This window comes from Stenotrophomonas sp. SMYL20 (assembly GCF_036320045.1).
GTDB classification, from domain to species: Bacteria; Pseudomonadota; Gammaproteobacteria; order Xanthomonadales; family Xanthomonadaceae; genus Stenotrophomonas; species Stenotrophomonas maltophilia_A.
The window spans coordinates 185582-197966 of sequence record NZ_JAWIRT010000001.1; the positions used below are offsets into that span (position 1 = coordinate 185582).

11 protein-coding genes are annotated in these 12385 nt (G+C 66.3%); 7 read left to right on the forward strand and 4 right to left on the reverse strand.

Annotation, left to right across the window (positions count from 1 at the left end; all coding sequences use genetic code 11):
• Window positions 1-37: 37 nt before the first annotated feature.
• Both V3B48_RS00855 and V3B48_RS00860 read left to right on the forward strand, forming a co-directional pair.
• Entirely contained in the window at window positions 38-2233 is a 2196-nt protein-coding gene (locus tag V3B48_RS00855) for a hypothetical protein (protein ID WP_329892988.1), read from the forward strand.
• A 71-nt stretch (window positions 2234-2304) separates the two neighbouring features.
• Window positions 2305-2790 (forward strand): TspO/MBR family protein, encoded by a 486-nt coding sequence (locus V3B48_RS00860; RefSeq protein ID WP_329892989.1) that lies wholly within the window; start codon window positions 2305-2307, stop codon window positions 2788-2790.
• A 16-nt stretch (window positions 2791-2806) separates the two neighbouring features.
• Here V3B48_RS00860 and V3B48_RS00865 read toward each other — a convergent pair whose 3' ends face one another.
• Window positions 2807-3100: a hypothetical protein gene (locus V3B48_RS00865; protein ID WP_032127324.1), complete on the reverse strand. Its 294-nt coding sequence runs from the start codon at window positions 3098-3100 to the stop codon at window positions 2807-2809.
• A 252-nt stretch (window positions 3101-3352) separates the two neighbouring features.
• Here V3B48_RS00865 and V3B48_RS00870 point away from each other — a divergent pair, with 252 nt between their 5' ends.
• The 3 genes from V3B48_RS00870 to V3B48_RS00880 are packed head-to-tail and all read left to right on the forward strand — an operon-like array spanning window position 3353 to window position 8446.
• Window positions 3353-5590: an ATP-binding protein gene (locus tag V3B48_RS00870; protein WP_329892990.1), complete on the forward strand. Its 2238-nt coding sequence runs from the start codon at window positions 3353-3355 to the stop codon at window positions 5588-5590.
• Complete coding sequence (locus V3B48_RS00875; RefSeq protein WP_032127326.1) at window positions 5587-6054, forward strand: response regulator; 468 nt, start codon at window positions 5587-5589, stop codon at window positions 6052-6054. The genes V3B48_RS00870 and V3B48_RS00875 overlap by 4 nt, the downstream gene beginning before the upstream one ends.
• Window positions 6047-8446 (forward strand): response regulator, encoded by a 2400-nt coding sequence (locus V3B48_RS00880; protein ID WP_125894041.1) that lies wholly within the window; start codon window positions 6047-6049, stop codon window positions 8444-8446. The genes V3B48_RS00875 and V3B48_RS00880 overlap by 8 nt, the downstream gene beginning before the upstream one ends.
• A gap of 2 nt (window positions 8447-8448) precedes the next feature.
• On the opposite strand, the gene V3B48_RS00885 is transcribed toward V3B48_RS00880, so the two are convergent.
• The 3 genes from V3B48_RS00885 to V3B48_RS00895 are packed head-to-tail and all read right to left on the reverse strand — an operon-like array spanning window position 8449 to window position 10449.
• The gene (locus V3B48_RS00885; protein WP_121503622.1) at window positions 8449-9141 is read right to left on the reverse strand and encodes an oxidoreductase; all 693 of its coding nucleotides are present in this window, start codon (window positions 9139-9141) and stop codon (window positions 8449-8451) included.
• Window positions 9142-9154: 13 nt separating this feature from the next.
• Window positions 9155-9829 carry a ChrR family anti-sigma-E factor gene (locus V3B48_RS00890; protein WP_121503245.1) on the reverse strand — a complete coding sequence of 225 codons (675 nt, stop codon included), beginning with the start codon at window positions 9827-9829 and terminating at the stop codon, window positions 9155-9157.
• Entirely contained in the window at window positions 9826-10449 is a 624-nt protein-coding gene (locus V3B48_RS00895; RefSeq protein ID WP_285302503.1) for a sigma-70 family RNA polymerase sigma factor, read from the reverse strand. Before V3B48_RS00895 ends, V3B48_RS00890 begins: the two co-directional genes overlap by 4 nt.
• Before the next feature lie 135 nt (window positions 10450-10584).
• Here V3B48_RS00895 and V3B48_RS00900 point away from each other — a divergent pair, with 135 nt between their 5' ends.
• Both V3B48_RS00900 and V3B48_RS00905 read left to right on the forward strand, forming a co-directional pair.
• Window positions 10585-11352, forward strand: a complete 768-nt coding sequence (locus tag V3B48_RS00900; protein ID WP_329892991.1) for a hypothetical protein — start codon at window positions 10585-10587, stop codon at window positions 11350-11352.
• 82 nt (window positions 11353-11434) lie between these two features.
• Window positions 11435-12385, forward strand: coding sequence for an acyl-CoA desaturase (locus V3B48_RS00905; RefSeq protein ID WP_032127330.1), 951 nt, complete (start codon window positions 11435-11437; stop codon window positions 12383-12385).

The following is a 12385-nucleotide window of genomic DNA, read 5'->3' on the forward strand; positions in this document are numbered from 1 at the left end:
GCAATAGTTGAGTGAATTCCAGCCGTTGGAACAGTACATGCCACCTATTCCCGCGCGCATCCCGCTCCGGTTCCACCGATGGCGCGTCGCTGGCTACGTTCTACTGGGCGTGTACGTTCTCTACCTGCTCACCGGCAACATCTTCCTCAACACCCCGCTGTTCGACCAGGTCACCAACCGCAAGCCGCACAAGTTCGTGATGACGACCGGCCCGGCCATCACGCTGCTGCCGGGCCACGTCATTGCCTGGAACGTGCATATGCGCGGCCACGTCAACCACACCGTCTACGTACTGCATGCCGAGCGTGCGAGCGCTCGCTTGGCCGTGCTGCCCCTGTTCCGTCGCGAAGTGCGGGTTCCCCGATTGCAGGCCACAGGCGTGTCGGCCGAAATCAGTCGCGTCGAGGACGCCATTCCGTCGCCCCCGCGCGGCGACCAGGGCTGGACCCTGCGTTTCGACGCCATCCACAGCGACAGCATCCGCAGCGCCCGGCTCGGCAAGCTGTTGATCATCGGCAAGGGCCAGGGCACGGTCGGGTTCCTCAAGCAGCTGCGCGGCGGCCCATCGGAACTGTTCGATTCCGAGGTCTCGTTCAGCAAGGCAGACACCAGCTATGACGGCGTGCAGCTGCTGGGCGACATGGATCTGACCGCGCGCTTCAGCTATCCGCGGCACTATCGCGACCAGGCGCCCGGCCTGGCCAAGTTGAAGCTGTTGCATGCGCAACTTGAGGTGGATGCGCGCAGCCAGGGCCTGCGCATGGATACGGATGCCACAACGCCAAAGATCTCCAGCGCGCCCGTGCCCGGACGCCTGCAACTAGCGGTCCACCTGATCGAGGGCCAACTGCAACCCGGTGACCGCGCGCTCTGGCAGGTGCCGCTCTTTCTCGGCGATGGCGCGCCCAATCGCGGCGTGCTGGCCCTGCAGCTCAATGTGGCCAACGACCTGCGCCTGCAGGCCCGCCTGCCGCCACGCCCGGATTCGGCCGCCGGCATCGATGCCGACCTGCACATCACCGGGCGCGAGGTTCCCTTCCAGCACCCTGCCCAGCTGCTGGAACGCAGCTCCGGCACCGTGCGCGGCGAATGGACCTTCACCTCGCTCAACTGGATCCCTGCCCTGTTCGTGCGCAAGCCGTGGCTGCAGCTGGATGGCGGCGGCACCCTGAAAGCAGATCTGCACCTGCGCAATGGCCAACTGATCGAAGGCAGTACCGTGGACATCCCTTCGGCTGCCGCCGTGGCCGAGGTCGCTGGCGTGCGGCTGGCCGGCACGGCCAGTGCGCATGGCGAGCTGAAGGCCGACAGCCCCACTCAGGCACAGTTGGCGATCCGGCTGCCCCGCTTCACCGCTCGCCCAAGCGATGCGAAGGATGTACGCCTGTTCGACGGTCGCGACCTGGCCGTGGACCTCACCGGCGATGGCCGCCTGCAGGAACTGCGCAAGGGCGTTCGTGCGCGGCTGCGCTTCAGCCAAGCGACCATCCCGGACCTGGCCGCCTACAACCGCTACCTTGGTTCCCAACAGGTGCGCCTGCTGCGTGGCACCGGCAGCCTCAGCGGCGACGCCACGCTCGACACCGATGGCCGCGTCGGTCACGGCACCGCGCGGCTGCTGGCTCGCAATGCCAGCGCCAAGGTGGCGGGCCTGGACATGGGCGGCGATGTCGACGTGAACGCGACGCTTCGCCGCGGGGACTTCAACCAGCGTCATTTCGATCTGTCCGGCACCACCGTGGAGCTGCGTAATGTGCAGGTGGCCGGCAGCGAGCGCACCACGGCGTGGAAGGGCCGCGCCGCCTTCAAACGAGGGCGAATCGACGCGCAGTCCCCGTTCCAGGTGGACGCTACCACCGATCTGTCCCTGAGCGATGCTCGCCCCTTGCTGGCCGTGTTCGCCAAGCGCACCGACTACCCGCGCTGGACGCTGTCCCTGCTGGATTCCGGCCAGGTCGATGCACAGGCCACGTTGCGCTGGCGCCCGGGGCATCTGGTGATCGACGGACTTCAGGCCGAGAATGATCGCCTGTCGGTACGTGCGCGGCTGGATCTGCTGGAGCAGCGCAAGCGTGGCGATCTCTATCTGCGCTGGGGGCTGCTGGGCGCGGGCATCGAGCTTGATGGTGATCAGCGCCAGTGGCATCTGGCCAAGGCGCGCGAATGGTTCGATCAGCGCCCTTCGCTGTTGCCGGCTGCCGAAGGTGAAAGCGCCGCGGGTTCTTCAGACTGATCGCCCCGGGCTGCATCCATTTGCCGCTTCCGTTCGTATGAGCGGGTAAACGCAGGATGGAGCGGCACGGAATGAAGCGGCGTTCACAGGTTATGGGTCTTCTGGGATGGGGCGTGATCACCTTTGCGGCGGCCGCAGTCGGCGCATGGGCATCGGCCTCCGCCGCCAGCTTCTACGCCACCCTCAACCTGCCCGCCTGGGCACCGCCTGCCAGCGTGTTTGGCCCGGTATGGAGCCTGCTCTACGCCATGATGGCCATTGCGGCGTGGCTGGTCTGGCGCGAACGCGGCTGGCGCAACGCGCAACCGGCCCTGGTGCTCTATCTGGTGCAGCTGGCCGTCAATGCCCTCTGGAGCTGGCTGTTCTTCGGTTGGAAGCTGGGCGCGCTGGCCTTCGTCGACATCCTGGTACTGATCACGCTGGTGTGCGCAACGATCGTTGCATTCGCCCGCATCCATCGTGGTGCGGCGGTGATGCTGCTGCCTTACCTGGCCTGGATATCGTTCGCATCCGCGCTCAACCTCGCGGTATGGCGTGCCAATCCCGGGGTGCTGTGACCCCGTATCAGGACTCTCAGGCCTGTGCGACGCGCTGCGGCTGCCATGCACGCAGCAACGCCGGCTTGAACGCCTGCTGGCCACAACCTGTGGGGCATCGCACCACGCGCGCGGCGGTGTGGCTGACCAGCCCTTGCCCTTCCTCCGCCTTGAACACCGTTTCGCAGCACAGACAGCGCGCAACCAGCGAGTACAGGTGGAGCAGGCGCCCGCTGGCCGGATCCTGCAGGGCATCCACATCCAGCAGCTCAAACTGGCAGCTGTCGGCAAGCATGCGGTATGGCGTTGAAGGCAAGGTCTGCAGGTTCACGGGGCGTGGTCACTCAGGAATGTGCGTTCACCCTAGGCAAGTGGGTGTCGAGCGCGCGTGCAGCGCACATGTACCTTTCGCGAAACATGCAAGTGCTGTTGGAATGCTCAAATGAAGAATTCAGGTTTGAATGAAACGTTCTTCACACGCACGTGCTGGTATGCGAATGCACGATTTTGCGTCACCATCCGTGCATGCCGGATGCAACGCTGGGCCATTCCAGCCATCCACGAATCATGAGTCCCGCCTTTGATGCCTTCTGCCGAGTCCACGCACGACACTGCCTTGTCCAGTTGCGCGCGCGAACCGATCCACACCCCCGGCGCGATCCAGCCCTACGGCGTGCTTCTGGTCGTTGAACCGCAGTCCCTGCGGGTGCGCGAGCGCGCCGTCAGTCATCCCGGGCTGCTGCAGCAGCTCGGCGAACCGTTGATGCAGCATGTCAGCGAGGTACTGGGCGGCGTGCTGGCGCCCTTCCAGGCGCTGTTCCAGCAGGCCACGGTGGGCAGCAGCGCGCATGTCGGCGCCGTGCACCTGGATGGCCACGGCCGCCATCAATTGTTGGTGCATCGCTCCGCCACCGATCTGCTGATCGAGCTGGAGGCGCCGGTTCCCGGCCAGCCTGGTTCGCTGGAAGAACTGTATCCGTCGATCCGCGAACTGATGACAGGCATCGAATCGGCTGCCACCGTGGAAGATCTGTGCCAGCTGGCGGCCGCGCACATGCGCCGGCTGACCGGCTTCGATCGCACCCTGGTCTACCAGTTCGATCCCGGCTGGAACGGCATCGTGGTCGCCGAGGATGGCAACGGCCTGTTGCCGTCCTACCTGGACCTGCGCTTCCCCGAGTCGGACATTCCTGCGCAGGCCCGCGAGCTGTACCGCCGCAATCGGGTGCGCCTGATCGCGGACAACAGCTATACCCCTACCCCGCTGATGCGGGCCGAGGACCATCGCGACGCGCCGGCCACCGACCTGAGCCTGGCCGTGCTGCGCAGCGTTTCGCCCGTGCACCTGCAGTACATGCGCAACATGGGCACTGGCGCGTCGATGTCGGTGTCACTGGTGCACGAGGGCCAGCTGTGGGGTCTGGTGTCCTGCCACACGGTGCAGCCACGCCGCCTGCCCTACCACGTGCGCACTGCCTGCGAGTTCATGGGCCAGATCCTGTCACTGCAGATCGCCCTGAAGGAGCGTGCACGCGCCATCGAAGAGCGCGTGGCGCGCCGTTCGGTGCTGGTCAAGCTGCTGGCACGCATGGCCGGCGACGAGGATTTCATGGCTGCGCTGCGCCACGATGAAGCCAGCCTGCTGTCGCTGACCGGCGCTGCCGGTGCGGCCATCGTGCACAAGGGCGACTGCATGCGCGTGGGTGAGTGCCCACCCGCCAGCGACGTGCTGGCCCTGGCTGATTGGCTGGCTACCCAGCAGACCGGGCAGGAAACGTACTGCAGTGACCATCTGGCAGCCGACTGGGCGCCCGGCGCGCGCCTGTCCGATGTGGCCAGCGGCGTACTGGCGGTGTCCATTTCACAGCTGCACGACAGCTATCTGATGTGGTTCCGCCCGGAAGTGGTGCGCACCGTGCGCTGGGGTGGCGACCCACGCAAAGCGGCGGCGCCCGGCGTGGCACTGTCCCCGCGCAGTTCATTCGAAGCCTGGAAAGAGACCGTGCAGCAGCGCAGCCTGCCGTGGTCCGACGCCGACTGCGATGCCGCACACGAAATGCGCACGGCCATCGTCGATATCGTGCTGCGCAAGGCCGAGGAAATGGCCGAGCTCAACGAGCAGCTGGTCCGCAGCAACAAGGAACTCGAAGCGTTTTCCTATTCGGTCAGCCACGACCTGCGCGCGCCGTTCCGCCACATCGTCGGTTATTCGGAGCTGCTGGGCAGCTCGGCCGGCGAACGCCTCAACGATACCGAGCGCCGCTTCCTGGATACGATCGTGGAGTCGGCCAAATCCGCTGGGACACTGGTGGACGATCTGCTGAGCTTCTCGCAGATGGGCCGTTCCACGCTCGGCCGGGTACGGCTGGATATGGCGGCGCTGGCCGAAGATGTGCACCGGAGCCTGGCTTTGGACTACGCCGGACGCGACGTGCAATGGACGCTGGCGCCGCTGCCGGAGGTGGAGGCCGATCCCACGATGTTGCGTCTGGTCTGGCAGAACCTGCTGGCCAACGCGATCAAGTTCACCCGCGAGCGCGAGCAGGCCGTTATCGAGGTCGGTCACGAGCGCAACGTCGACGAAGACCACTTCTTCGTGCGTGACAACGGCTGCGGCTTCGACATGCGCTACGTGGACAAGCTGTTCGGTGTGTTCCAGCGCCTGCATCACGTCGAAGAATTCGAAGGCACCGGCATCGGTCTGGCCAATGTACGCCGCATCATCGGCCGCCATGGCGGCCGTACCTGGGCCGAGGGCGAGCCCGGCAAGGGCGCCACAGTTCATTTCACCCTACCCCGTTCCACAGGAGATCACCCATGAGGGACCTGCGGCCGATCCTCCTGGTGGAGGACAGCCCCAAGGATGCCGAGCTGACGCTGGCCGCGTTGTCGCGCTGCCAGTTGCTGAACGATGTCATCCATGTACGCGATGGTGCCGAGGCGCTGGATTACCTGCGCTGCGAAGGCAAGTTCGCCGGCGCCATGCACGGCGGCCCGGTGGTGGTGCTGCTGGACCTGAAGCTGCCCAAGGTGAACGGCCTGGAAGTGCTGGAACAGGTGCGTGGTGACCCACAGCTGAGCAGCACCCCGGTGGTGATGCTGACCTCTTCGCGCGAAGAACAGGATCTCGTGCGCAGTTACGAACTGGGCGTGAACGCATTCGTGGTCAAGCCAGTGGACTTCAAGGAGTTCTTCGACGCCATCCAGGGGCTGGGCATGTTCTGGGGCATCACCAACCAGCCCCCGCCGCATCGGCCCAACGGCTCAGGGCAGCACAATGCGTGATGGATCGCGCCGCAGCGAGCGCCTGCGCATCCTCATGCTGGAGGACAGCGCGCTTGATGCGGAGCTGATCAGCGCACAGCTGCAGCGTGCCGGCCTCGATTTCGAGGCCGAGCGCCTGTGGACCCGCAATGCCTTCATCGAGGCAATTGAGAATCGCGCCTTCGATGTGATCCTGGCCGATCATGTGCTGCCCGGATTCGACGGCGACGCTGCACTGGCGCTGGCGCGCGAGCGGATTCCGCAGACGCCCTTCATCTTCGTCTCCGGCACGCTTACCGAGGAGTTGGCCGTGCAGGCGCTGACCCGCGGCGCGCGCGACTACGTGGTCAAGCAGCGCCTGCAGCGCCTGCCGGATGCGATCCGTCGTGCGCGGCAGGAGGCCCATGAACGCACCCAGCTTGTGCAGGCGCAGGCCGCACTGAACGACAGCCAGGCGCAGTTGCAGCAGGTAACCAATGCCGTCCCTGCGCTGATCGCCCAGCTCGACACGGCGCATCGCTACCGCTTCGCGAACAAGGCGTTCCTGGACTGGCACGGCGTCAGCCTGGCCGAACTGCTGGGTCGCGCGGCACGGGATGTCAGCGGCATTTCCGCCTTCGAGCACGCCCTGCCCAGCCTGGAGCGGGTACTGCAGGGCGAGCGCACCAGCTTCCAGGTCGAACTGGTCCACCGCAGCGGCGAATCACGATTCGTGCAGATGGACTGCGTGCCGGAACATGCGGCCGATGGCAGCGTGGTCGGCTACATCTGCATGGGCAGCGATGTTTCACTGTTGAAGCAGGCCGAACTGGCGCTGCGCGAGGACAACCAGGTTCTCGAGCGACAGGTGCAGGCACGCACCGCCGAGTTGAGGGCCAGCAAGCGGCGCCTGCAGGCGATCTTCGAATCCAGCTTCCAGCATCAGGTGCTGCTGGATCTGTCCGGACGCGTGGTTGATGCCAATGACGCGTCACTGGCCGCGGTGCTTGCGGACAAGAAGGACACCGTTGGCGCGCGCTTCGGGGAATCGCTCTGGTTTGCCACAACCGATGGCATCAGTGCGCTGATCGACCAGGCCGTCGCCGCAGCCGTACAGGGCCGCAGTTCGCTGCATGCACTGGAACTGGAACTCCCGACCGGGCGGCGCAGCTTCGACTTCTCGTTCCGCCCGCTGCTGGACACCGAAGGCGTGGTCACCGCCGTGGTCTCCGAGGCGGTGGAAACCACCGCGCGGCTACAAGCAGAACACGCGCTGCGCCAGTCACAGAAGATCGAGGCGGTCGGCCAGCTCACCGGCGGCATCGCCCATGATTTCAACAACATCCTGACGGTCATCTCCGGCAACGTCGAGCACGCCATGCTGCTCAATGAACGCGCCGGAGAACCCGGGGCAATGGTCAGCCGTGCACTGGACAATGCACTGAAAGGCGTCGGCCGTGCCGCCAGCCTGACCCAGCGCCTGCTGGCGTTTGCCCGTCGCCAGCCGCTGCACAGCCAGGCCGCCAACCTCAACGAACGCCTGCTGGACATGCACGACATGCTGCAGCGTGCACTGGGTGAGCTGGTGCAGCTGGAGATCCGCAATGCCGAGGACATCTGGTGTGTGGAGATCGACATCAGCCAGCTGGAGGCCTCCGTACTGAACCTGGCGGTCAATGCCCGCGATGCGATGCCGCATGGCGGCCGGCTGGTGATCGAAGTCGACAACAGCCACCTCGACCACGACTACGCCGCCCTGTTTCCCGATGCAACGCCGGGCGAGTACGTGATGTTGCGGGTGCGCGACAATGGCCACGGCATGGACGCGGCGACCCTGGCGCGCGTGTTCGAGCCGTTCTTCACCACCAAGCAGGTTGGCCGCGGCACCGGGCTTGGCCTGTCGATGGTGCATGGCTTCGTCAAGCAGTCCGGCGGCCACGTGCTGATCGACTCGGTGGAAGGCGGCGGTACCAGCATCACCATGATGTTCCCGCGCTCTCCGCTGTCCCTGCCCTGCGAAGCACGCACCCCACAGACCGGCCTGGCGGGTTACTCACCGCGCGAGGAAACCATTCTGGTGGCCGAGGACAATGACGATGTCCGCGCCCACACGGTGGATGCGCTGCGGCTGCTCGGCTACCGCGTGCTGGAAGCCCACGACGGCCCCTCCGCACTGCGGCTGCTGGAACGCCCCGATACCAAGGTGGATCTGCTGTTCTCGGACGTGGTGATGCCCGGCATGTCGGGCTGGGAACTGGTGCACGAAGTACGTGAACGCTGGCCGGAAGTCGCCGTCCTGTTCACGTCGGGCTATCCACGCGACCACGACCAGGTGGGCAGCCAGGGACGCGCCGTTTCATTGCTGCCAAAGCCGTTTACCCGCAGTGATCTTGCAGCGGCGGTGCGCACCGCGCTGGAGGCGACGCCGCACTGAGGTCAGGACGCCGGATCGCGCATGCCAGCGGCGATCCGGTTGATGTCCGCGCACTCCACCGTGGCCGGCGGATGCTCCCTGGCGGCCAGTGCAATCATCGCCTGGCCCAGGGCCAGATTGCTGGTCATCAACGAAGGCGCAATCGCACCGGCCAGCTTCATCAACGGCGCGCCGCCCCAGTACAAGGGCTTCAACAGGGCATGACGGGTGCCGGTTCCCGCGACCGGCCTGACGCCACCCGGGCGCAGCATCACCGAGCGCACCGGCAGGGCCTGCAAAGCAACTTCGGTCTCGCCCTTGACCCTCAGCGGCATCAGCCGGCTTTGAGGGTCTGCACCCGCACCGGATACATACAGAAAGCATCCCTCGGGATTCGCGGCCGCCCAGGCACGGGCCACCGCCAGCGTGGTGTCCACGGTAACGCGTCGGTACTCGGCCTCGGCGGTGCCGACCGGTGGCGCACCGGCGCAGTAGAGGCATGCATCGAACCCGGCAAGCTCCTCCACCCGCTCCTGGATACGCAGAAAGTCCGGGACAATCAGTTCGCTGCCGGTGCCGCGCAGACTACCCGGGTGGCGGACCAGCGCGGTCAGGCGGGAGACCTGCGGTGAGCGCTGGCAGGCCAGCACCACGCCCTGCCCGACCAGGCCTGCGGCACCGGTCAACAGAATCCGCAATGCACCCGTCCCGACCATCAGCGCACCCGCCTCACAGTTTCACGAAACGCTGGATCTTCCGCGCCAGCCAACCGCTGAACACCAACGGCGCATCCAACGCAGACACGCAGATGCACGGCACACCCGGCGCGGTCACCGGCTGGTGCTCCACCTCCTCGTCCAGATCCGCAACGTCACCCGGCGCGAACAGCCCCAGCGCGTCGTTGTAGGAACCGCGCAGGATCTGAGTCAGCTCGCTGCGGCCATGGCTGTGCATGGGCAGGCACTTGCCGGGGGCGATCTTCAGCATGATCAGCGAGGGCATCTGTTCGGCCCGGATGCAGTGCACCCCCGGCGCCATCCAGCGCCAGCGCAGGTCACCCAGCGAGGTGCCAAAGTAGGGATGCAGTGACGCCGGCAGATGATCGGGATCGGCCTCGGGCCGCTCCTTCGGCATAGGGCGCATGGATTCCGCCATGGCCATCGGCGTTTCCGCGACCAGCTGCATCAGCATGGCCTCGCGCAACTGTTCGCGCCGCGTATCGGTTGCAGGCGGCTGGGTCTGCTCCAGCAGCACCGAACCGATCGCCTCAGCATCGCGCAGGCGCTGACGGCAATGCGGGCACTGCTCCAGATGGGCACCGGCCACGATGCTCAACGGCGCCGGCAGCGCACCCGCGGCATAGCTCATCAGCGTGGATTCGTGCAGGTGGTGGTGCGGATTCACAGCACACCTCCCACTTTCGCCTGCAGTTGCAGGAAGGCACGGCGCAGGTGCGATTTGACCGTCCCCAGCGGCATGCGCAGCGCTTCGGCGATCTCGCTGTGGCTCTTGGCCTCGAAATAGGACATCCGCACCAGCCGCGCCTGCACCGCAGGCAGCTCGTTGATGCGCTGGCGCAGACGCGCCTGGTCGGCGAACTGCTCGGCGCTGCTGCGCTCGATCACATCCAGCGTCGCCGCGTCCTCCACTGCCGCCTGCACCTGCATCCAGCTGCGCTCGCGGCGCACTCGATCGATATGCAGGTTGCGGGCGATGCGATACAGCCACGTACTCAGCGCCCCCTGTGCCGGATCGAAATCGGCGGCCCGCAGCCATAGGCGCAACAGGCATTCCTGCGCCAGCTCCTCGGCTACGGCATCGGGTGCGCCCAGGCCGCGCAGGTACACGCACAGCCGCGGCATGAAGTAGTCGTAGATCCGCATGAAACACTCGCGGTCGCGCAGCCGCGCCACGCCGTCCATGTCACCGGCCCAGTTCGTCGGCTCGCTGCTCGGCTGCTGGGAACTGGACACGGTACGTGCGGTATCGAAGTTGAGGAGTGTGCTGGCGGCGTCAGGGTACATCTGCGTTCGCGGCGGGCGGGTGAAGGTCTGTCCTCTGTACGTGCAGGGGCAGCCATTGGATGCAGTCGGCACTGCGCATCCAACCGGGCGCCCCCGCCGTATGACCTGAGAGACCTACCCTTCCGGATGAACACCATGCGCACTGCCTGGCTGCTGCTGTGCCTGCCCCATGCCGCGCTGGCGGCACCTTGGCTGCGAAGTGAGGGTGTGGCCACCTCCGCGCAGGGCGACATCCTCTACCGTGAAGTGCACTGGCGGCGCGAGGCAACAGAGGGTGCCGAGCGCTGGGTGCTGTACCAGTGCCCGGATGGCCAGCCCTTCGCCCGCAAGCATCTGCCCGCCAGCGCCCGCCCGCAGGCACGGAGCTATTCGCTGCAGGACCGCCGCAGCGGCCAGACCGCCGAAGTCGACGCCACTGGCGACTCGGTGTCGATTGCCTGGAAGGAAGATGCCGCCAGCCAGCCGCGTCAGCGCCGGCTTGAACTGCCGCCGGACGCGGTGATCGATGCAGGGTTCGACGCTGCGGTGCGCCTGCACTGGCCGGCGCTGCTGCGCGGCGAACGCATCAGTCTGCCCTTCCTGGTGCCGGGGCGGCAGCGCTACTTCCCGGTGCAGGTGCGGCGCATCGGTCCGGTACGTTGGCAGGGTATTGATGGGCAGTCGATCGACGTCAGTCTGGACACCTGGTACGGCGGCATCGCCCCGCGTCTGTCACTCGTCTATGCCAGCACCGACCGCCGCCTGCTGGAATTCCGCGGTACCAGCAACCTGCGCGATGCACGCGGCAGCTACCCGCAGGTGACGGTGCGCTTCAGCTCGCCTGCTGCCGAGCAGACTGCCGCGGAATGGCAGCAGGCCTGGACGCGTCCTCTGGTCGACCGCTGCGCCGTGACGCCCAGGTGAAGTCGAGATTCTTCGCGTCGCAGCGCATCCATTGCACGCGCTGCTGCGTACAGGTAGACACGACACCCGCCGAGATCCCCCAATGGCCTCTGTAGCGCCCCTCCCCCGTCGACGCTCGCGCCTGCTGCGTACGCTGCAGCGCTGGATCGACACCGGCAACGTCGCAGAGACCACCGGCGAACAGCCCGGCCGCATCGACTGGTTGCGCGCCGTGCCATTTGCACTGATGCACCTGGCCTGCATCGCTGTGCTCTGGGTCGGAATCTCATGGACAGCGGTGATCGTCGCCGCAGTGCTCTATGCGGTGCGCATGTTCGCCATCACGGCGTTCTATCACCGCTATTTCTCGCACCGGACCTTCCAGGCATCGCGGCCGGTGCAGTTCGTGTTCGCTGTCATCGGCGCCTCCAGCGTGCAGCGTGGGCCGCTTTGGTGGGCCGCCCATCATCGCCATCACCATCGGCATGCCGACCAGCCGCTGGATCCGCACTCGCCACGCGAGGGCGGCTTCTGGCGCAGCCACATGGGTTGGTTCCTGACCCGCGAGGCGTTCGCCACCGATCTGTCACGGGTACCGGATTTGGCGCGCTTCCCCGAACTGCGCTGGCTGGACCGTTTCGATACGGCCGTACCGGTACTGCTGGCCGCAGCGCTGTATGCATTGGGCGCCGGGCTGGAGCGCTGGGCACCGGGCCTGCACACCTCCGGCCCACAGCTGCTTGTGTGGGGCTTCTTCATCTCCACCATCGTGCTGTTCCATGCCACGGTCACCATCAATTCGCTGGCGCATCGATTCGGCCGCCGCCGCTTCGACACACGCGATGACAGCCGCAACAACCTCTGGCTGGCGCTGCTCACCTTCGGCGAAGGCTGGCACAACAACCACCACTTCTTCCCCGGCACTGTCCGCCAGGGCTTCCGCTGGTGGGAAGTGGATTTGACCTGGTACGGACTGCGCGCGATGGCCGCCCTGGGCCTGGTCAAAGGTCTCAAGCCCATCCCCGAGTGGGTCCTGGCCAAGGCGAGGTACTGA